Origin of the sequence: Streptomyces sp. NPDC048734 (genome assembly GCF_043198675.1) — a bacterium.
Lineage (GTDB): Bacteria > Actinomycetota > Actinomycetes > Streptomycetales > Streptomycetaceae > Streptomyces.
Genome location: NZ_JBICUZ010000021.1, coordinates 72881 through 92309, shown reverse-complemented (window position 1 = coordinate 92309; position 19429 = coordinate 72881). Strand labels below are relative to the sequence as shown.

At 74.0% G+C, this 19429-nt stretch carries 16 protein-coding genes and 1 pseudogene; 8 read left to right on the top strand and 9 right to left on the bottom strand.

The window, feature by feature from the left end:
• The first annotated feature begins 130 nt into the window (after window positions 1–130).
• Both gnd and ACGFQC_RS33645 read left to right on the top strand, forming a co-directional pair.
• The gene (gene gnd / locus ACGFQC_RS33650) at window positions 131–1012 is read left to right on the top strand and encodes a phosphogluconate dehydrogenase (NAD(+)-dependent, decarboxylating) (RefSeq protein ID WP_393289082.1); all 882 of its coding nucleotides are present in this window, start codon (window positions 131–133) and stop codon (window positions 1010–1012) included.
• Between the two features lie 153 nt (window positions 1013–1165).
• Entirely contained in the window at window positions 1166–2638 is a 1473-nt protein-coding gene (locus ACGFQC_RS33645) for a membrane-associated oxidoreductase (protein ID WP_363088853.1), read from the top strand.
• A 20-nt stretch (window positions 2639–2658) separates the two neighbouring features.
• Here the strand turns inward: ACGFQC_RS33645 and ACGFQC_RS33640 are convergent, their stop codons facing one another.
• Window positions 2659–4476 carry a TIM barrel protein gene (locus ACGFQC_RS33640; protein ID WP_363088852.1) on the bottom strand — a complete coding sequence of 606 codons (1818 nt, stop codon included), beginning with the start codon at window positions 4474–4476 and terminating at the stop codon, window positions 2659–2661.
• A 389-nt stretch (window positions 4477–4865) separates the two neighbouring features.
• Window positions 4866–5762: a shikimate dehydrogenase gene (locus ACGFQC_RS33635; protein WP_393289081.1), complete on the bottom strand. Its 897-nt coding sequence runs from the start codon at window positions 5760–5762 to the stop codon at window positions 4866–4868.
• A 221-nt stretch (window positions 5763–5983) separates the two neighbouring features.
• On the opposite strand from ACGFQC_RS33635, the gene ACGFQC_RS33630 reads away from it, so the two are divergent.
• Both ACGFQC_RS33630 and ACGFQC_RS33625 read left to right on the top strand, forming a co-directional pair.
• Window positions 5984–6649, top strand: a complete 666-nt coding sequence (locus ACGFQC_RS33630) for a TetR/AcrR family transcriptional regulator (protein WP_363088851.1) — start codon at window positions 5984–5986, stop codon at window positions 6647–6649.
• A 291-nt stretch (window positions 6650–6940) separates the two neighbouring features.
• The gene (locus tag ACGFQC_RS33625) at window positions 6941–8296 is read left to right on the top strand and encodes an MFS transporter (protein WP_363088850.1); all 1356 of its coding nucleotides are present in this window, start codon (window positions 6941–6943) and stop codon (window positions 8294–8296) included.
• A gap of 297 nt (window positions 8297–8593) precedes the next feature.
• On the opposite strand, the gene ACGFQC_RS33620 is transcribed toward ACGFQC_RS33625, so the two are convergent.
• On the bottom strand, window positions 8594–9043 hold the full coding sequence (locus ACGFQC_RS33620) for a PPOX class F420-dependent oxidoreductase (RefSeq protein ID WP_363088849.1): 450 nt from the start codon (window positions 9041–9043) through the stop codon (window positions 8594–8596).
• Window positions 9044–9138: 95 nt separating this feature from the next.
• On the opposite strand from ACGFQC_RS33620, the gene ACGFQC_RS33615 reads away from it, so the two are divergent.
• From ACGFQC_RS33615 to ACGFQC_RS33605, 3 genes are read left to right on the top strand one after another with little or no spacing between them, the layout of a single operon-like run.
• Entirely contained in the window at window positions 9139–9729 is a 591-nt protein-coding gene (locus ACGFQC_RS33615; RefSeq protein WP_363088848.1) for a TetR/AcrR family transcriptional regulator, read from the top strand.
• Complete coding sequence (locus ACGFQC_RS33610; RefSeq protein WP_363088847.1) at window positions 9726–11255, top strand: MFS transporter; 1530 nt, start codon at window positions 9726–9728, stop codon at window positions 11253–11255. Before ACGFQC_RS33615 ends, ACGFQC_RS33610 begins: the two co-directional genes overlap by 4 nt.
• Before the next feature lie 58 nt (window positions 11256–11313).
• Window positions 11314–12543 carry a serine hydrolase domain-containing protein gene (locus tag ACGFQC_RS33605; RefSeq protein WP_363088846.1) on the top strand — a complete coding sequence of 410 codons (1230 nt, stop codon included), beginning with the start codon at window positions 11314–11316 and terminating at the stop codon, window positions 12541–12543.
• Between the two features lie 162 nt (window positions 12544–12705).
• Here the strand turns inward: ACGFQC_RS33605 and ribA are convergent, their stop codons facing one another.
• Window positions 12706–13365, bottom strand: coding sequence for a GTP cyclohydrolase II (ribA, locus tag ACGFQC_RS33600; protein WP_363088845.1), 660 nt, complete (start codon window positions 13363–13365; stop codon window positions 12706–12708).
• Window positions 13366–13403: 38 nt separating this feature from the next.
• On the opposite strand from ribA, the gene ACGFQC_RS33595 reads away from it, so the two are divergent.
• On the top strand, window positions 13404–14192 hold the full coding sequence (locus ACGFQC_RS33595; RefSeq protein WP_363088844.1) for a creatininase family protein: 789 nt from the start codon (window positions 13404–13406) through the stop codon (window positions 14190–14192).
• Between the two features lie 179 nt (window positions 14193–14371).
• Here ACGFQC_RS33595 and ACGFQC_RS33590 read toward each other — a convergent pair.
• The 5 genes and pseudogenes from ACGFQC_RS33590 to ACGFQC_RS33570 all read right to left on the bottom strand — a co-directional run.
• A pseudogene (locus ACGFQC_RS33590) lies at window positions 14372–15109 on the bottom strand (YbhN family protein); the annotation flags it as partial.
• 455 nt (window positions 15110–15564) lie between these two features.
• Window positions 15565–16599: a class I SAM-dependent methyltransferase gene (locus tag ACGFQC_RS33585; RefSeq protein ID WP_363088843.1), complete on the bottom strand. Its 1035-nt coding sequence runs from the start codon at window positions 16597–16599 to the stop codon at window positions 15565–15567.
• A complete protein-coding gene (locus tag ACGFQC_RS33580) occupies window positions 16596–17840 on the bottom strand; it encodes a glycosyltransferase family 4 protein (RefSeq protein ID WP_363088842.1) in 1245 nt (414 codons plus the stop codon). Before ACGFQC_RS33580 ends, ACGFQC_RS33585 begins: the two co-directional genes overlap by 4 nt.
• Window positions 17837–18235 (bottom strand): 6-carboxytetrahydropterin synthase, encoded by a 399-nt coding sequence (locus ACGFQC_RS33575; protein WP_363088841.1) that lies wholly within the window; start codon window positions 18233–18235, stop codon window positions 17837–17839. The genes ACGFQC_RS33580 and ACGFQC_RS33575 overlap by 4 nt, the downstream gene beginning before the upstream one ends.
• A 116-nt stretch (window positions 18236–18351) precedes the next feature.
• Window positions 18352–19332, bottom strand: a complete 981-nt coding sequence (locus tag ACGFQC_RS33570; protein ID WP_363088840.1) for a zinc-binding alcohol dehydrogenase — start codon at window positions 19330–19332, stop codon at window positions 18352–18354.
• Between the last annotated feature and the right edge of the window lie 97 nt (window positions 19333–19429).

The window sequence follows — 19429 nt, the reverse complement described above, 5'->3', positions numbered from 1 at the left end:
GTCGAACTCGGCAAGGTCCTCGCCAAGCGCGTCGAACCCGCCCTCACCGAAGGCACCGACGTCCCCGGCCTGGACCCCTCCACGAAGGCCCTCGTGGCCGCCTACCGTGAACTGAAGGAAGTGCACTGACATGCAGCTGGGTCTGATCGGTCTCGGCAAGATGGGCGGCAACATGCGCGAGCGGATCCGCCGCGCGGGCCACACCGTCGTCGGCTACGACCGCAACCCCGACCTGTCCGACGTGAGCGGCCTCGCCGAACTCGTGGAGAGCCTCGAAGCGCCGCGCACGGTCTGGGTGATGGTCCCGGCCGGTGCCGCCACGCAGTCCGTCGTCGACGAGCTGGGCGGCCTTCTGGAGGCCGGCGACACCGTCGTGGACGGCGGCAACTCCCGCTGGACGGACGACGAGAAGCACGCCGCGGAACTGGGTGCCAAGGGCATCGGCTTCGTCGACGCCGGCGTCTCGGGCGGTGTGTGGGGCCTGGAGAACGGCTACGCCCTGATGGTCGGCGGCGAGCAGGAGCACGTCGACCGGCTCCGGCCGATCTTCGACGCGCTCAAGCCGGAGGGCCCGTACGGTTATGTCCACGCGGGCAAGGTCGGCGCCGGCCACTTCTCGAAGATGGTCCACAACGGCATCGAGTACGCCATGATGCAGGCCTACGCCGAGGGCTGGGAGCTGCTGGAGAAGGTCGACTCGGTCACCGACGTGCGCGAGGTGTTCCGCTCCTGGCAGGAGGGCACGGTCATCCGCTCCTGGCTCCTCGACCTGGCGGTCGACGCCCTCGACGAGGACGAGCACCTGGACAAGCTGCGCGGCTACGCACAGGACTCCGGAGAAGGCCGCTGGACCGTGGAGGCCGCCATCGACAACGCGGTGCCGCTCCCGGCCATCACGGCCTCGCTGTTCGCACGGTTCGCCTCCCGCCAGGAGGACTCGCCCCAGATGAAGATGATCGCCGCCCTGCGCAACCAGTTCGGCGGCCACGCCGTCGAGTCGGCCGAGCAGTAGGTCCGGCCGCGGGGAACTCCCGGGAGAAGGCGGAGCGGGTCCGGTCGGCGCCCCCGGCCGGACCGCCCGCCACTCACCGGGCACGCCAAGGGTGTTGACGGTCCGTCGAATGCTGGTTGACACCGCACGGAGGGCCCGCCAGAGTCGCGGCTGATGGAGATCAACGATCTGACACCGGCCGAACAGCGCGTCTGGCGGGCCTTCGCCACGGCGCGGACCGTGGACTTCCGGACCGACGGCACCGACGGCACCGACGGACCCGAACGGACCCTGCGGGCAGCCGTGTTGCGGACGCTGCTCCTCAACGGACCCCGGGAACCGGGCGAAGTGGCGGCACTCAGGGTGGCGGGGGCCCGCATCACCGGCGTGCTCGACCTGCGGTACGCGACCGTCGACAGCGTCATCCGCCTCCACCACTGCCGCTTCGACGAGGCACCGCGCCTCTCCGGCGCCCAGCTCGGCTACGTCACCCTGCGCGACTCCGTACTGCCGGGCCTGTCGGCGGCGCACTCCCGGATCGACGGCGGACTGCGCATGACCGGCTGTCGTGTCGACGGCGTGGTGAGCCTCGTCGGGGCCCAGATCTCGGGGGCCCTGTACCTCGACGACGCGGAGATCGGCGCGGAAGCGGGCGTGGAGACGGGCGCCGACGGCCCGGCGCGGACCGTGCTCCAGCTCAACCGGACCTCCGTCGACGACGACGTCTGCGCCCGGGGTCTGCGCACCCACGGCCTGATCCGGCTGGACGGCGCGAGCGTGGCCGGCTCGATCGACCTGGAGGAAGCCGAACTCGGCAACCCGGGGGCACACGTCCTGGACGGGGAGTCCCTCGAGGTCGGCGCCAACCTCATCGGCCGCCGACTGCGCGCCCACGGCCGGATCGACCTGCGCGGCGCACGCATACCCGGCCGGATCGACCTGCTGTACGCGACGCTCTCCTGCCCCGGCGGCACCGCCCTGCGCGCCAGCAGCTGTGCGGTCGGCGAGCTGTGGCTGCGCGGGGGCCCGCCGATCGAGGGCAGGCTCAACCTGCGGCGCGCCGAGATCAACCAGCTCCACGTCGAGCCGGAGATGCTGCCCGACCAGGTGCGCCTGCTCGACCTCACCTACACCTTCCTCACCCCGCACGAGCCCGTCGAACGCCGGCTGCCCATGCTGGAGCGCGACGACGGCGCGTTCGACCCGCACGCCTACGAGCAGCTCACCGCCGCCTACCGCCACACCGGTGACGACCGGGCCGCCCGGCTGGTGCAGCTCGCCAAGCTGCGCCGGCACCGGGGCACGCTGCCCTGGTACGGCCGGCTGTGGGGACACCTCCAGGACGCGGCCGTCGGCTACGGCTTCCGCCCGCTGCGGGCCGCCGTATGGCTGCTGTCGCTGCTGGCGGCCGGTTCGGTGGCGTTCGCGCTGGAGCACCCGCGGGCGCTCAAGGCGTCCGAGGCCCCCGACTTCGACCCGGTCTTCTACACGCTCGACCTGCTCCTGCCGGTCATCTCGTTCGGTCAGGAGTCCGCGTTCGCCCCGTCCGGCTGGCACCAGAGCCTGTCCTACGTCCTGATCCTCACCGGCTGGATCCTCGCCACGACCGTCGTCGCCGGTGTGACGAGGACGGTCAGCCGCCAGTAGGGCGGGCCGGTGCCCGCCGGTCAGCGCTCGGCGTGCTGGGCCGCCAGCCGCACCGGCGCGTTGACGGCGCCGTAGCCCCGGTAGCCGCCGTCGCGCTGGACCAGTTCGAGGAAGACGCGGCCGACGGTGCGGGTGTAGCAGTGCCGGAAGACGCCGTGCGCGTCCCGGTCGTAGAGGATGCCCAGCTCGCGGTACGTCTCCAGCTCGCCGTCGGCGAACTCGTACCGGGCGGCCAGGTCGTCGTGGTAGTTCGCGGGGATCGGCAGGAGGCGGCCGCCGGCCCCGGTGAAGCGGCGGGCCGCCGCGACCACGTCGGGGACGGCCAGGGCGATGTGCCGGACGTGGGCGGTGTCGTCGCCGGGCGCGGCACCGACCGTGAGGGGGATGCGGACGGCGCCGTCGGCGGTGCTGACGGCGCGGCTGCGCAGCAGCCCGTAGGGGTCGGCGACGTCGACGCTCTCCTGGGCGTCGAGGCCGAGCACGCCGCGGTGGAAGAGGACCGCCTCGTCGAAGTGGTGCCAGGGCTGGGTGAGGGAGAGGTGGTCGATACGGACGCCGTCCCGCGGGGCGGCGCCGCCCGGCAGGTCCGCGAAGTCGGCCCGCCAGTCCGGGAGCGGGGGCCGGTTCGTCGCGCAGAAGAAGAGTTCGGTGCCGTCGGGGGCGGCCACGGCGTCCAGCGGGGCGTCCTCGGGGGCGCGGCGGCGCGGCAGGACGGGGGCGAGGAGGGCCTCGGCGCGGCGGGCGGCGCCGGCCGGGTCCGGCGACTCCAGTCCGACGGCGGCCAGGCGGGTGCCGTCGGCGGGGGTCGCCCCGGTCGGGCGGCGCCGGGAGTGGGAGGGGGCGGCCGGGCCGGTGTTGACCAGGACGCGGGCCTCGCCGCGCTCCCACAGTTCGACGGGTTTGCCGCGGTGGCGGGCGGTGCGGGCGAAGCCGAGGGCGCCGAGGAGGGCGGTGACGGGCTCGGCGTCGGGGGTGACCAGTTCGGCGAAGGCGACACCGGTGGGGACGACCGGCGCGGGCAGGTCGCCGAGGCCGGCCTGTTCCTGGAGGAGGAGCAGGGATCGGCGGGCGTCCACGGCGGTCGGGCCGGCCTCGGCCTGCCGGAACACGTCGTTGAAGACCTCCAGGGAGAGCGGGCCGTCGTATCCGGTGCGCAGCACGTGCCGCAGGAGGCCCGCCACGTCGAAGCCGCCCTGGCCGGGGAACCGGCGGTGGTGGCGGGACCACTGCAGGACGTCCATCGCGGGCAGCGGTGCGTCGGCGAGCTGGAGGAAGAAGATCTTCTCGCCGGGGATGTCCTCGATCGGCTTCGGGTCGGAGCCGCGGGACAGAATGTGGAAGCTGTCCAGGCAGGTGCCGAGCGCGGGGTGTCCGGCGCTCTCGACGATGCGCCAGGCGTGGTCGTACGTGCTGACGTGCCGTCCCCAGGCGAGCGCCTCGTAGGCGACGCGGACGCCGAAGTCCTGGGCGAGGTCGGCGAGCCGGGCTAGCTGTTCGGCGGCGAGGGCGTCGTCGTCCTCGGCGAGCGGGGAGACGCTGGAGCAGACCAGGACGGTGTCGGCGCCGAGCCGGTTCATCAGCGAGAACTTGGCGCGGGCGCGGCGCAGGTTGCGGGCGAACGTGTCGGCGGGCACCGCCTCGACGTCCCGCATCGGCTGGTAGAGGTCGACGGTGAGGCCGAGGTCGGCGCAGCGGGCGCGGATCTCCTCGGGGGTGAGGGGGCTGGCGAGCAGGTCGTTCTCGAAGATCTCGACGCCGTCGAAGCCGGCCCGGGCCGCGGCCGTGAGTTTGCCGGTGAGGGATCCGCTGAGGGAGACGGTGGCGATGGACGTACGCACCTGGGTACCTCTCTTCGTCGTGCTGCGCGCGGCGGGGCGGGGTGGCGCGGGGCGGGGCTTGGAGGCACCGGGTGGGGCCGCGGGCGGGGGCTGTACGGTCGGGGGGGGCGGTGTATCGGGGCGGTGCGGTCGGGTGGCTGGGTATCAGGGCGGTGCGGTCGGAGGCTGGGTATCAGGGAGCCGCGGTTCGGAGGTGTGCCGGCTACCGGGGAGCGGCGGTTCTCGGGGGTGGCTCGGGGGTGGGTGGGAGCCCGCCGGGGGCCGCGGTCCGGAGCGGCGGGCCGCCACACGCGGTGGCGGTGGGCGGGCCGGTGCGCGTGGGACGCCGGGCGGGTCCCGGGACCCGCGCGCCCTCGGGCTGCTCCGGTACCGGACCGCGCGCCCTCGGGCTACTCCGTTACCGGGACCGCGCCGGCCAGTTCCGTGATGTCGGCGAGCATGCGCGAGCTGTCGGGTTCCCGGCCGGTGATGAGCCGGAACGCGTCCGCGGCCTGGAAGACGGCCATGCCGCCGCCGTCGAGGGTGGCGCAGCCGGCCGCGCGGGCTGCGCGCAGCAGCTCGGTCTCCAGGGGCCGGTAGACGACCTCGGCGACCCACAGTCCGGGGTGCAGCAGCCGGGCCGGGAAGGGCAGGCCGGGGTGGGCGGCCATGCCGGTCGGAGTGGCGTGCACGATGCCGTCGGCCCGCGCGAGCAGACCGACGAGGCGGTCCGGGGCCGCGGAGTCCGCCCGGCCCGCGCCGAAATGCCGGTTCAGGGAGTCGGCGAGGGCGGCGGCCCGCTCGGGCAGCGCGTCCACGACGGTCACCCGGCCGGCGCCGAGGGTGAGCGTGGCGTGCGCGACGGCCGCGCCCGCGCCACCCGCGCCCAGCTGCACCACCCGCTCCAGCGGCACGTCCGGCAGACCGCGCGCGAAAGAGGCGGCGAACCCGGTGACGTCCGTGTTGTGGCCGACGGCCCGGCCGCCCTCGAGGACGACCGTGTTGACCGCACCCAGCGCCTCGGCCTGCGGCGCGAGACCGTCGAGGTGCGGGATGACGAGCTGCTTGCAGGGATGCGTGACGTTCAGGCCGTCGAAGCCGAGGTGGCGCGCGGCCCGCACCAGGTCGCCCACCGCCTCCGGCGGCACCCCGAGGACGTCGAGGTCGAGCAGCCGGTAGAGATAGCGCAGCCCCTGCCGGTCCGCCTCGCGCTCGTGCAGCGCGGGACTGAGCGACGGACCGATGCCGGAACCGATCAGTCCGACGAGATACGAGTCCTGCGTCGCGTGGGACACGTCCTTGGTCACGGCGGACCTCCTGAGCGGCCGACTAATGTACGAACTGGTGAGTTAGTCATAACACCGAGTCGGGCCGCGGGGGAAGACCTCCCGCCGAACGAGGAGCACGTCGGCTTCTAGAATCACGGCACGCCGAAGGAGGTACGCCGGGCACACTCCCAGCCCCCGCGTCTCCCGCGGTGCGCCCCAGCTCCACGTCCCACGCCCAAGCCCTACGCCGAAGGAACCTGATGACCAGCGTCGACGAACCGGCACGACCGCACGGACGGATCCGCGACGCCGCCCGCACCCAGGCCGAGATCCTCGACGTGGCCACCCAGGAGTTCGCGCGGGCCGGGTACGACGGCGCCCGCGTCGACGAGATCGCCGCCCGCACCCGCACCACCAAGCGCATGATCTATTACTACTTCGGCGGCAAGGAGCAGCTGTTCACCGCCGTCCTGGAGCGGGCGTACGGCGTGATCCGGGACACCGAGCAGCAGCTCGACGTGGAGCACCTGGACCCGGTCGCGGCCATCCGCCGGCTGGCGGAGCTGACCTTCGACCACCATGAGCAGCATCCCGACTTCATCCGCCTGGTCAGCATCGAGAACATCCACGGCGCCGAGCACATCGCCGCCTCCGAGAAGCTCGGGAAGATCGGCTCCCCGGCCCTCGACGTGATCCGCCGCATCCTGGCCTCCGGGCAGGAGTCCGGCCTGTTCACGGCCGACGTCGACGCCGTCGACCTGCACGCGATGATCAGCTCGTTCTGTTTCTTCCGGGTGGCCAACCGGCACACCTTCGGCGCCCTGTTCGGCCGCGACCTGGTCGACCCGGCGCAGCGCGAGCACTACCGCGCCATGCTCGGCGACATGGTGATCGCCTATCTGACGGCGGAGCGCGCGGCGGACTGAGGCCGGCCGTACGGCGGACCGGCGGCGGGAAGCATGCCGGCCGTACGGCGGACCGGCGGCGGGGCGCCCGCCAGGGGCGGACGGCGGACCGATTCCGTCCGGTGGGACCTCTTGACAGCGGCGAAACACGGGCGCAACATCCCTACCCAACCGCTACTAACTATCCAGTGCGTTAATTAGCCGGGTAGCGCCCGGCAGTGCCGCCCCGCCACCCCAGGGAACCGGCCCCTTCGCCCCTCCCTCGCCCTCCCTCACTCCGCGTACGTTGGAGTTTCCCCGAAGGAGCACGCCGTGTCCGTCCCCGCAGCACCCCACGACGCCGCCCCGCCCGGCCAGCCGAAGAAGGCCGCGACCGCCGCCTGGATCGGCAGCGCCCTGGAGTACTACGACTTCTTCATCTACGGCAGCGCGGCGGCGCTGATCTTCCCCGAGGTCTTCTTCGACGAGTCCGACCCGGCCACGGCGACGCTGCTCTCACTGGCCACCTTCGGCGTCGCCTACGCCGCCCGTCCGGTCGGCGCGCTGTTCCTCGGCCACTTCGGGGACCGGGTGGGCCGTAAGAAGATCATGGTGTTCACGCTGATCCTCATGGGCGTGTCGACCTTCCTCATCGGCTGCCTGCCCACCCGGGACCAGGTCGGCACCCTCGCCCCGGTGCTGCTGGTGCTGTGCCGGGTCCTGCAGGGCATCTCCGCGGCCGGTGAGCAGGCCAGCGCCAACTCCATGACGCTGGAGCACGCGCCACCCCACCGGCGCGGCTTCTTCACCAGCTTCACCCTCAGCGGCACGCAGGGCGGCCAGCTCCTGGCCACGCTGGTCTTCCTGCCCATCGCCGCCCTGCCCGAGGACCAGTTGCTGGCGTGGGGCTGGCGGGTGCCGTTCTGGCTGAGCATCGGGGTCGCCGTCGCCGGTTACGTCATCCGCCGCAAGCTCGACGAGACGCCGGCCTTCGCCCAGCAGGCGAAGAGCGAGGGGATCGTCAAACTGCCGCTCGCGGTGCTGCTGCGCGAGCACTGGGCGGACGTGCTGCGGGTCGTCGCGTGCGCGCTCGTCGCCTCGGTCTCCACCATCTTCACGGTGTGGGCGCTGGCGTACGCCACCAGCGACTCGGTGGGGATGAGCCGCTCCTCGATGCTGTGGGTGGGCGCGCTGGCGAACCTGGTCGCGCTGGCGGCGATCCCCCTGTGGGCCACGCTGTCCGACCGCGTCGGCCGCCGTCCGGTGTTCCTGGTCGGCGCGGCCGGCAGCGCCGGGGCGATGTTCCTCTACCTGTGGGCGATCTCCACCGGCTCCTACCCGCTGACCCTGGTCCTCGGCATCGTCGCCTTCGGCGTCGTCTACAGCGCCGCCAACGGGGTGTGGCCCTCCTTCTACGGCGAGATGTTCTCCACCCGCGTGCGGCTGTCCGGCATGGCGATCGGCACCCAGATCGGCTTCGCCGTGGCCGGTTTCGCGGTCACCTTCGCCGCGCGGATCGCCGGCCCGGACGGCGACGACTGGTCGGCGGTGGCCCTGTTCACCGCGGCGCTGTGCGTGCCCCCGGTGATCGCGGCGCTGTCCGCCCGCGAGACGGCGAAGGTGCCCACCGAGGAGCTGGGCGAGCGCACCCGCCCGGAGGCGGCCCGGCGGGAGACGGTGACGGCCTGAGCGACCGCGGCCCCCGGGCCGCCCGGGCCCCCGGACGCCGGCAGCGGCTCCGGGGGCCCGGGCGTGCCGGCGGTCACCCCTGGGACCCTCCGCGCCGGCACCCCACCGGCCGGCGGCCGTCCGGATCGTCGACGGTCACGCCACTCGTTCCCGACGGCGGTGGCTTCGGCCGGCGAGGGGCATCGCGAGGCGCCTCTTCCCAGGTCGGCGGCCTGCCCCCGCAGCCCTCGCAGCCCGGGCGGCGGGGGCGCGCCGGCGCGTCGGGCGGAACCCCCGCGCCCGGCGGGCCGGGACCCGCTACCCGTCGTCGCCCCTCCCGGGGATGCCGTAGGCCCGCTCCACGCGTACGCGCACCACGAGGCGGCGGTCGCGGACCATGGCGGCGCGGTAGTCCTCCCAGTCGGGGTGTTCTCCCTGGACGTCGCGGTAGAGCCGGACGAGTTCCTCGACCGTGTCGTCGTAGGGGTGCCCGGCCACCGGCGAGAGCTCGGCAGCGCCCTCGACGACCGTGTAGGCACGATGGTCGGGCGCGGAGACGTGGTAGGAGGCGCGCGGGTCGCGGCGCAGGTTGCGGGTCTTCGCCCGGTCGTCGGTGACGGAGATCCGGATGACGCCCTCGTCCGGGTAGTAGTGGTGGCTGACGTTGGACAGCTGCGGGCGCCCGTCCCGCTTGAGGGTGACCAACACCCCGCCGCGGCCGTCGGAGAGCAGGGCGAGCAGGGCGTGCTGCGTCGAGTCCTGAGTCATGTCGGCACAACCGGTGCGGGACGCGTCCGCATTCCCGGGCGAACACCCGCACGCCATGGTAGACAGTGTCTACGGCCAGCTGGTAGACACTGTCCATGAACGATGAGGAGAAGCCGGGGGCGGACCTGCGGGTCCGGCTGGTCGACGTCGGTGTGGAACTGCTGGCCCGGGAGGGCGCCGGGGCACTGACCCTGCGGGAGATCGCCCGCCGGGCGGGCGTCTCGCACGGGGCCCCGCGCCGCCACTTCCCCACCCACCTGGAACTGCTGTCGGCCATCGCCCGCAGGGGCTTCACCGACCTGGCCGGCCGGGTGGCGGTGGCCCGCGGCGACGGCACCGCGTCCGCCCGCGAACAGATCACCGAACTGGGTCGCGCCTACCTGGAGTTCGCCCTCGGCAACCCCGGCATGTACGAGCTGATGTTCCGTCACGACCTGTTGGAGAGCGGCCACCTGGGGCTCCGCGACACCAGTCTCCCGCTGTTCGGCGTGCTGGTGGACCTGGTCGGTCGGGTGCGGCCCGGCGCCGACGCCCGTGCGGTCACGGCGGCACTGTGGGCGAACCTGCACGGCATCGCCCAGCTGTGGAGCTGGGGAAGTCTGCAACTCGCAACGGAAACGCAGGAGTTCGAGCCGCTGCTGCGGACGGCACTCGACGCGCACCTGGGGCCGGAGGCCGACCGGTGAAGCGGCCGCCGACCCTGGTGAGCAGTGTGGCCGGTGCCGTGGTCGTGGCCCTGGACGGCACCGTCCTCACCGTCGCCCAGCCCACCCTGCGACGCGACCTGGACGCCACCTTCGCCCAGGTCCAGTGGACCAGCACCGGGTACCTCGTCGCCGTGGCGGGCCTGTTGGTGTTCGCCGGGCGGCTCGGCGACCGGTACGGCCATCGGCGTACGTTCGCGGTGGGCATGCTCGGCTTCGGGGCGGCCTCCGTGGGTGTCGCGGTGGCGCCGGGCGTGGGCTGGGTGATCGCCCTTCGGGTGGTGCAGGGGGTGTTCGGGGCGCTGTTGCAGCCGGCCACGCTCGGCATGCTGCGCTCGGCGTACCCGGCGGACCGGCTGCGGCGGCCGATCGCCGTGCGGACGGCCGCGATCGGGCTGGCGGCCGCCGCCGGTCCGATGCTGGGCGGGGCGATGACGACGGGCTTCGGATGGCGGGCCGTGTTCCTGCTGAACGTGGTGCCGGCGCTGGCCTTCGGCGCGCTCGCCCTCACCTCCGGTGGGCGGGAGCGTGCGGTGCGGACGGCGGCGGCTCCGTCCTCGGCTCCGGCTTCTTCCTTGACCTCTTCTTCGGCCCCTTCTTCGGCTTCGGTTTCTTCTTCGGCCCCCACTTCGGCTTCAGCTTCTTCTTCGGCCTCCTCTTCCGCCTCGGTATCCGCGTCCGTACCGGCTCTCGACCTGGCCGGTGCCCTCTGGCTGTCGGTGGCGCTGGCCTGCCTGGTGCACACCCTCGTCGCGCCCCGGGGACCGGCCGGCGCGGCGGGCGCGGTGGCGGCCGTGGTCGCCGGTGCCGCCTTCGTCCGCCACGAGCGCCGCGCACCGGCGCCACTGGTGCCCGCGGCCGTCATCGGTTCCCCGCCGGTCCGGGCGGCGCTGATCCTGCTGGTCGTGGTGTCGGCGGCCCTCAACGGCTCCCTGTTCGCCTGCGTGTACGTCCTCCAGGACGACCTGGGGCTCACCCCGCTGGACACGGCCCTCGTCAGCCTCCCGCTGGCCGTGTTCCTGGTGGCCGCGGCGCCGGCGTCGGCCGTCCTGCTGCGCCGGGCCGGCGCCGTTCGAACCGTCGCGGGGGCCGTAGCCGTACTCTCCGCGGGTCTTCTCGTGCTCGCCGCCGCCCCGGGCACGGCCGCCTTCTGCGCCGGGTTCGCCCTGGTGGGCGCCGGGTTCGGGACGGTGATGGTCGCGGCCACCCACGTCGTCGTACGGCAGGCGCCCGCGGAGTGGGCCGGGGTCGCGGGCGGCCTGCAGCAGACGGCCATGAACATCGGGCCGGTGCTCGGGGTGGCGTCGGCGACCGTGCTCATGGACACGGGCGGGACCAGGTCGCCCCTCGTCGTGCTCGCCGTGGCGGCCGCGGCGGTGCTGCCCCTGTGCCGGGCGCTTCCGGGACGGTCGCGCCCGGCCGCCGCCGGTCCCGGGGACGCGGGGCGCCCCGTTCACGCTGCCGAAAGGGCTCCTTTCCCGCCGTCCCTGGGCGACGATGAGGTCTGAGGCCGTTCCGACGGGGTATGCCGGACCGCGCCTTGATCGAACGCACCGGAGGAGAGCGATGGCACAGCTGCGGCAACAGGTCGATCCGAGCGAGGTGGGGCTGGACGGGAAGGCGCTGGACCGCCTCGACCAGCACGTCGCCCACTACGTCGACGAGGGGCGCCTGCCCGGTTTCCTCGTGGCCGTCGCCCGCGGCGGCCGGGTCGCGCACCTCACCACCCGCGGCCACCGCGACATCGCCGCCGGACTCCCCGTCGAGTCCGACACGCTGTGGCGGATCTACTCGATGACCAAGCCGGTCACCTCGGTCGCCGCGCTGATGCTGGTGGAGGAGGGCCGGCTCTCGCTCGACGACCCGGTCGCCGCACACCTGCCGGCCTTCGCCGACCAGCGCGTGTACGTCCGGGGCTCCGGCTCGGACCTCGAGACCCGCCCGGTCGGGCAGCCGACGCTCATACGGCACCTGATGACCCACACCGCGGGCCTGACCTTCGCCTTCTACCACTGCCACCCGGTCGACGCCCTGTACCGGGAGGCCGGGCTGGAGTCGGCGGTGCTGCCCGGCTCGGACCTGGCCGGGACCGTCGAGGCGTACGCGCGTCTGCCGCTCCAGTTCGAGCCCGGCACGCAGTGGAACTACTCGGTGGCCACCAACGTCCTCGGCCGGATCATCGAGGTCGTCTCCGGCCGTCCCCTCGACGAGTTCCTCGCCGAACGGATCTTCCGTCCGCTCGGCATGCCCGACGCCGGTTTCCAGGTCACCGGCGAACAGGCGGGCCGGCTCGCGGAGTTGTACGGCGACACCGAGGACGGCGGGATCGAGCCGATCCCCGGACTGCCCCTGTCCGGACGGCCCCGGTTCCTGTCCGGGAGCGGCGGCATGGTGGCGACCGCCTACGACATCCACCGCTTCATGGAGTTGCTGCGCCGCGGCGGCGAACTCGACGGCACACGCCTGCTGAAGCCCGCGACGGTGGACCTGATGACCCGCAACCATCTGCCCGGCGGCGCCGACCTGCGCACGGTCGGCAGCCGCCCCGCCCACGACGAGCCCGGCAACGACGGCGTCGGCTTCGGCCTCGGCGTCTCCGTGGTGATCGACCCGGAACGCACCCCGGCCCCCTCCGGACTCGGCACCTACGGCTGGAGCGGGGTGGCCACGACGACGTTCTGGGTCGACCCGGACCGCGACCTCACCGTCCAGTTCCTCACGCAGGTACGGCCGAGGAGGTCGCTGAAGCTCTACCCCGACCTCAAGCGGCTGGTCCACGAAGCGGTCAGGGACTGACCCTCGGACGGTCAGGGACTGACCCTCGGACGGTCGTGGTCCCGGTCCCCCTCCTCGCACGCCCCGGCCGGCCCGTCGTGCGCCGGGCCCGTGACGCGCGCCGGCCGTCGCGCCCCCTGTCCGTCGCGGCGGCCGGCAGCACGTGCACTCACGTCCGTGCGCTCAGGACCAGTGCGCGACCGCGTCCAGGTGGGGCAGGCGGTGGTCCAGCCGCTCCCGCTTGGTGCGCAGGTACGTGATGTTGTTCTCGCACGGCTCGATCAGCAGCGGCACCTCCTCGGCGACCTGGATGCCGTTGCCCACCAGAGCCTCCCGCTTGCGCGGGTTGTTCGACATCAGGCGGACGGAGCGCACACCGAGGTCGCGCAGGATGTCGGCGGCCACCTTGTAGTCCCGCGCGTCCACCGGGAAACCCAGCGCCACGTTCGCCTCGACGGTGTCCAGCCCCTCCGCCTGGAGCGCCATCGCCCGCAGCTTGCCCAGCAGTCCGATGCCCCGGCCCTCGTGCCCGCGCAGGTAGACGACGATGCCCCGGCCCTCGGCGACGACGGCCCGCAGCGCCGACTCGAGCTGATCGCCGCACTCGCAGTGCTGGGAGCCGAACGCGTCACCGGTGAGGCATTCCGAGTGCAGCCGGGTCAGCACGTTCTCGGTGCCGGGGTCGCCGTACACCAGGGCCACCTGCTCGTCGCCGCGGTCGTGGTCGAGGTAACCGATCGCCTGGAATTTGCCGTACACGGTGGGCAGCGGTGCATTCACCACGCGTTCCACACCGGTGCGCTGGGAGGACTTCTTGCCGAGCACGCCGAATTTGTCTGTCATGATCTGGTTCCTAAGCAGAGACGAAAGGCCGGGAGAAGATGAGTGGTTCGGGAATGCGGACGGCGCAGGCGTACGGACTCGTGCCGGCGGACACCACCGAGGACGTGCGGTCGCGCGGCGCGGACGTCCCGGTCCAGGTGGCGGTGCTGCCCGTCGGAAGCTTCGAACAGCACGGACCGTACCTGCCGTTGGCCACCGACACGCTCGTCGCGTGCGCGATCGCCGGGGAGGTGGCCGCCGCGTATCCGGTGCACCTGCTCCCTCCGGTGACCATCGCCTGCTCGCACGAGCACGCGGACTGGCCGGGAACCGTCAGCATCTCCGCCGTCACCCTTCACGCGGTGGTACAGGACATCGCGGCCTCACTGCGCCGCTCGGGCGTCGAGGCCCTGGTGCTCGTCAACGGACACGGCGGGAACTACGTCCTGGGCAACGCCGTCCAGGAGTCCTCCGCCCGCGGCGAGCGGATGGCGCTCTTCCCGGCCCCGGAGGACTGGGAGGCGGCCCGGACGGCGGCCGGGGTGTCGACCTCGCTGCTCACCGACATGCACGCCGGGGAGATCGAGACCTCGATCCTGCTGCACACCCGTCCCGAACTCGTCCGGCCCGGTTACGAGTCCGCCGATTTCACCGCGGACGACCGTCGCCATCTGCTCACGCTGGGAATGTCCGCCTATACCGATTCGGGCGTCATCGGCCGTCCCTCCCTGGGATCCGCGGAAAAGGGGAAGGAACTCCTGTCGAGCCTGACGGATTCCTTCGGGACGTATTTCTCGATACTGACGTCCGGGACCACGGCGGGGGATTCGGAGGGCGGTCCCGTGTGACGCGCGGCGCCGGTACCCGCGTCCGGTGCGGCGGCGGGCGCCGTCCGCCGGTCCTCGTCCCGCGGCTCGGTCTTCCCCCGCGCCGTCCACCAGCGGGCGAGGAGGACGGCGAGGCCCGGCAGCGCGGCCGCGAAGCTGAGCACCCCGTACACGACGGCGACGGCGAGCCCGGTGCCCGCGCCGAGCCCGGCGGCGCCGAACGCCCAGGCGGTGACGCCCTCGCGGGGTCCCCAGCCGCCGACGTTGAGCGGCACGCCCATCGCGAGCAGCGCGAGGACCGCCAGCGGCAGCAGCGTGAGCACCGGGGCGGCGGAGCCGGCCGCGCGGGCGGCCACGACGAAGGTGGCCAGGTGCCCGGCCAGGACGACCGCCGACGACAGGGCGACGCCCGGTCCGTTGCGCCGGGACAGCAGTCCCTCGCGCGCCTCGGCGAGCGCCCTGCCCGTCCGCCCGCCCCGGCGGGCCGCCGAGGAGTTCATCCGCACCGCGAGGACGACGGCGAGCGCGCCGACCGCGCCGAGGGCGGCCACCGGCGCGAAGTGCCGTACGTCCGCCATGACGGGGGACGGCAGGGTCAGCAGGATCGTCACTCCGGCGAGGGCCAGCACGAGCTGGCCCGCCGTGCGCTCCAGGACGACGGCCCGCACGCCGCGTCCGACGTCGCCCGTGCTCTGCCCGTGGCGCACGGCGCGGTGCACGTCACCGAGGATGCCGCCGGGCAGGGCCGCGTTGAGGAACAGCGAACGGTAGTAGTCGGCGACGGCGGGCCCGAGCGGCAGCCGGATCCGCAGTCCGCGGGCCACCAGCGCCCAACGCCACGCGCTGAACACGGTGGTGACGGCGCCGATGCCGAGTCCGAGGAGCAGGGTGGCGGCGTCGATGCGCCGCAGCCCGTCCACGACGGGGCCGGTGCCCATCCGCCACAACAGAACGCCGAGGATCAGGGCCCCGGCGAGGGTGCCGCCATGGGCGCGCAGTGCCGCGAACCGGGAACGCGCGCCCGGCCGCGGGACCGACTCGGTCACGATCGCGCCGGTACGGTCCTCGGAGACGGCCACGGTCACGCCGATGCGGTCCTCGGAGACGGCGGGGCCGGCCGGCGCCGGGAACGTCACCGCCACCGTACCGGCCGCGGGACCGGGCACGTCCGCCGTACCAGCCGGGGACACGCGCACGGTCGCCGTACCAACCGCGGGACCGGGCACGGTCGTCGTACCAGCCGGGGACACGCGCACGGTCGCCGTGCGGGACGCGGGCAGGTGCGCGGCGGTCCGTGCGGCGTCGTCGCGCCGGGACCGTCGTACGGCCGTCCGCGCGCACCGCGCCGACGGCGCCGGCGCCGGGGCGCGCGCGCCCGCCGTCTCCGCGCTCATCAGAGGCCGCCCGTGGGCCGGGCCAGGGCGAGAAGGTCGCTGTGGTGGACGGTGACATGGAGTTCGCCGGCCGCGCAGGCCGCCAGCCGGGCCGCGAGGTAGGTCTCGGCGCGGGCCGCGAGGCCGGGGCGCTCCTCGACGGCGGCACCGACCCAGCCGCGCAGCCACTGGGCGGTGAGCGCGGCCTCGTCGGGGCCGAGCCGCCAGGCGCTGGGGTGCACCTTCACGGTCGCGCCGTGGCCGGCGAACGCCTCGCAGGCCACGGTGACCGCGTCGGGGCCGAGGAGGCCGCCGCGCCGCTGGTGGTCGTTGAACGCGGCGGCGATCTCCTCGTCCATCGGGTCGGGGGCGGTCAGTTCGACGCGCCCGGCCACCGAGAGGGTCAGCAGGGCGGGGCAGCCGGCGCCCGCGCAGGCCGCGGCGAGGGTCTCGATCTCCTCGCGGGTGAGGACGTCCAGCAGTGCCGACGCGGTCACCAGCGAGGCGCCGACGAGGGCGTCCGGGGTCAGCCGGGCGACGTCGCCGCGCCGGGTCTCGACGGTGACCCGGCTGCCGTCGGCGGCGGCCCGCGGGGAGCCGACGGCCGCGAAGTGCAGCAGGTAGGGGTCGCGGTCGTGCAGGATCCAGTGCTGGGGGCCGTCCAGGCGGGGGGCGAGCCAGCGGCCCATCGAGCCGGTGCCGCAGCCCAGGTCGTGCACGACGAGTCCGCCGGTGCGGCCGGGCAGGTCGGCCAGCCGGATCCGCAGCGGGTCCAGCAGGCCGGCCGCCCGCGCGGCGGCGTCGGCGGGCTCGCGCAGCCGCAGCCACTCGGGGGCGTAGCGGGGCGGCTCCTGCGCCGTGCCGCCCCCGTCCCCTTCCCCGTCCCGCAGCCGTACGGTCGGCCGTTCGCCGGGGCGGGTCACCGGGCCGGCGCCCGCGATGACGCCGGACGCCTGCGTCTCCCCGTCCGGGGACACCTCCCGGGGTCCGGGCCCGGCCGGGGTCCGTTCGCTCCGCCGTGCCGGGTCGGCCGGGGTCGCCGTGGTCTTGCTCATGCCGCCCTCCTGGGCTCGCCGGGCAGTCGGCCGAGGACGCCGGCGAGGCGCTGGGCGGTGCTCGCCCAGCCGCCCAGGGCCGCCCGCCGGCCCCGCGCGGCCGCCTTCAGCCGGCGCCGCACGTCCGCCTCGCCGAACCAGCCGCGCAGTTCGGCGGCGAGGGCGGCCGGGTCCTCCGGCGGCACGAGGATGCCGGGGACACCGCCGTCGGGGGCGCGGCCGACCGCCTCGGGCACGCCGCCCACGTCGGTGGCGAGGACGGGAATGCCGCGGGCGAGGGCCTCGGTGACCGCCATGCCGTAGGTCTCGGCGTAGGAGGTGAGGACCATCAGGTCGGCGGTGGCGTACGCGGCGTCGAGCTGGGCGCCCGCCTTGGGGCCCGTCAGCTCCAGCCGGTCCTGGAGGCCGTACCTGCGGATGAGGCCGCGCAGGTGGGCGACGTACTCCGGGTCCTGGCCGAGACCGCCCACGCAGGAGCAGGTCCACGGCAGGTCGGTCACCGAGGCCAGCGCCTCGATCAGCCGGTGCTGGCCCTTGCGGGGCGTCACCGCGGCCACGCACAGCAGGCGGGAGACGCCGTCGGTGCCGGAGGCGAGGGGGGCGATGTCGGCGCCCGGCGCGGCTTCGTGCACCTTCTCCGGGGCGAGGCCGTGGTGCGAGACGAGGCGGCGGACCGCCCAGTCGCTGGTGGCGATCACCGCGGGGACGGCGCGCAGCACCGTCCGCTCCCCTGCGTCGAGTTCGGCGGCGAGCACCGGGTCGAGGCCGGTCTCGTCGCCGAGCGGCAGGTGCACCAGGACGGCGAGCCGCAGCCGTTCCGCCTCCGGTACGACGATCTCCGGGACGCCGCAGGCCACCAGCCCGTCCAGCAGGACGACCGTGCCGTCGGGCAGCTCCCTCAGGGTGCGGGCCAGTTCGGCGCGGGCGGCGGCACCGGGGCGGGGCCACTCGCCGGCGACCCGGTGCTGGTGGACCTGCCAGCCGAAGCCGGGGAGGTCCAGGCAGACGCGGCGGTCGTAGGCGTTGCCGCCGCTGGGGTTCGCCGGGTCGTCGACACCGCCCGGCATGACGAAGTGCACGGAGCGCAGGGACATGGGGATGATTCCCCCGGTCTTCAGGGCCGGCGGCGCGGTCTTCAGGGCCGGCGGCGCGGTCTTCGAGGCCGTCGGCGCGGTCTTCGGTGCCGCCGGCTGCGCGGGCAGATAGGCGAGCGGGGCCTTCTCCACGGTCACGTCGGTCACAGCGCACGCTCGTAACTCGCCCAGGCGACGTGCGACTCGTGCAGGGTGACGGAGAGGGCGGCGACGCCCCGGGCGCCCTCACCGAGCGCGCCCTTGTGGATCCGCTCGGCGAGCCGGTCGGCGATCACCTTGGCGAGGAACTCGGTGGAGGTGTTGATCCCGGCGAAGTCGGGCTCGTTGTCGAGGTTCCTGTAGTTCAGCTCGCTGACCACGGCGCCCAGTTCCTGGGTCGCCAGGCCGATGTCGACGACGATGTTGTCGTCGTCCAACTGCTCGCGGCGGAAGGTGGCGTCCACGAGGAACGTCGCTCCGTGCAGGCGCTGAGCGGGTCCGAAGACCTCGCCGTGGAAGCTGTGGGCGATCATGATGTGATCGCGGACCGTGACACTGAACAACGGACGACCCTCCAGGTGCGGCGCGTCTGGTCCCCCGGCCATCGGCCGCCGGGGGGTGCCGTGTAGTACGGCTCTCGGCTTCCCCTTGTTCAGCCGACTTCCACTCTTTTCTCAGGTCAGGCGCTCTTGTCGTAGCGAACGCGGTGACACAGGGCCGGAATCGCCCCGCTCGCGAGCCGGGGCATCACCTCCGGCAGCTCGTCGAAGGCGCTCTCCCCGGTGACGAGCGCGTCGAGCGCGGGATCGGCGAGGAGTTCCAGGGCGAGGGCGAGCCGGTCGGCGTAACTCCGGTTCGCGCGGCGCGGGGAGACGGTGCCGACCTGGCTGCTGCGGATCACCAGCCGCCGGGAGTGGAAGGCCTCGCCGAGCGGCAGGGAGACCTTGCGGTCGCCGTACCAGCTCAGTTCGAGGACGGTGCCCTCGGCGGTCAGCAGTTCCAGGGACCGGGCGAGCCCCTGCTCGGTGGCGCTGGCGTGCACCACCAGATCGCAGCCGCCCAGCGCCTCCTCGGGGGAGGCGAAGCCGACGCCCAGCGCCTCGGCGGTCTTCGCCCGTGCCGGATCGGCGTCCACCAACTGCACCCGCACGCCCGGGAAGCGGCGCAGCAGCGCGGCCACCGAGCAGCCGACCATGCCCCCGCCGACCACCGCGATCCGGTCGCCGACCAGCGGCGCCGCGTCCCACAGGGCGTTCACGGCCGTCTCGACGGTGCCGGCCAGGACGGCCCGTCCGGCGGGCACCGAGTCCGGTACGACGGTGACCGCGCTCGCCGGGACGACGAAGCGGGTCTGGTGCGGGAAGAGGGAGAAGACGGTACGTCCGACGAGCTCCTGCGCACCCTCCTCCACCACCCCCACGTTGAGGTAGCCGTACTTCACGGGCGCCGGGAAGTCGCCCTCCTGGAACGGCGCCCGCATCACCGCGTGCTGGCTCTGGGGGACCCCACCGCGGAAGACGAGGGTCTCCGTGCCGCGGCTGATCCCGGAGTACAGCGAGCGGACGACGACCTCGTCCTCCGCCGGGTCCGGCAGGGTCACGTCACGGATCTCTCCATGGCCCGGCGAACCGGTCCAGAACGCACGTGCGGTGCGGTTCATCGGCGTCCTCCTGAACGTTCGGGAAGTTGTTCACGTACCGAGGTGTGCACAGGTCGCGCACAGTACGCGGCCTTGATCGACCCTGTCACCTGGCCGG

What these genes read in the sequence shown, in the direction of transcription:
- gnd (WP_393289082.1), top strand. Translation starts at nt 131, where the DNA reads ATGCAGCTGGGTCTGATCGGTCTCGGCAAGATGGGCGGCAACATGCGC.
- ribA (WP_363088845.1), bottom strand. Translation starts at nt 13,365, where the DNA reads ATGACAGACAAATTCGGCGTGCTCGGCAAGAAGTCCTCCCAGCGCACC.
- ACGFQC_RS33620 (WP_363088849.1), bottom strand. Translation starts at nt 9,043, where the DNA reads ATGACTCAGGACTCGACGCAGCACGCCCTGCTCGCCCTGCTCTCCGAC.
- ACGFQC_RS33585 (WP_363088843.1), bottom strand. Translation starts at nt 16,599, where the DNA reads ATGAGCAAGACCACGGCGACCCCGGCCGACCCGGCACGGCGGAGCGAA.
- ACGFQC_RS33645 (WP_363088853.1), top strand. Translation starts at nt 1,166, where the DNA reads ATGGAGATCAACGATCTGACACCGGCCGAACAGCGCGTCTGGCGGGCC.
- ACGFQC_RS33605 (WP_363088846.1), top strand. Translation starts at nt 11,314, where the DNA reads ATGGCACAGCTGCGGCAACAGGTCGATCCGAGCGAGGTGGGGCTGGAC.
- ACGFQC_RS33615 (WP_363088848.1), top strand. Translation starts at nt 9,139, where the DNA reads ATGAACGATGAGGAGAAGCCGGGGGCGGACCTGCGGGTCCGGCTGGTC.
- ACGFQC_RS33570 (WP_363088840.1), bottom strand. Translation starts at nt 19,332, where the DNA reads ATGAACCGCACCGCACGTGCGTTCTGGACCGGTTCGCCGGGCCATGGA.
- ACGFQC_RS33595 (WP_363088844.1), top strand. Translation starts at nt 13,404, where the DNA reads ATGAGTGGTTCGGGAATGCGGACGGCGCAGGCGTACGGACTCGTGCCG.
- ACGFQC_RS33630 (WP_363088851.1), top strand. Translation starts at nt 5,984, where the DNA reads ATGACCAGCGTCGACGAACCGGCACGACCGCACGGACGGATCCGCGAC.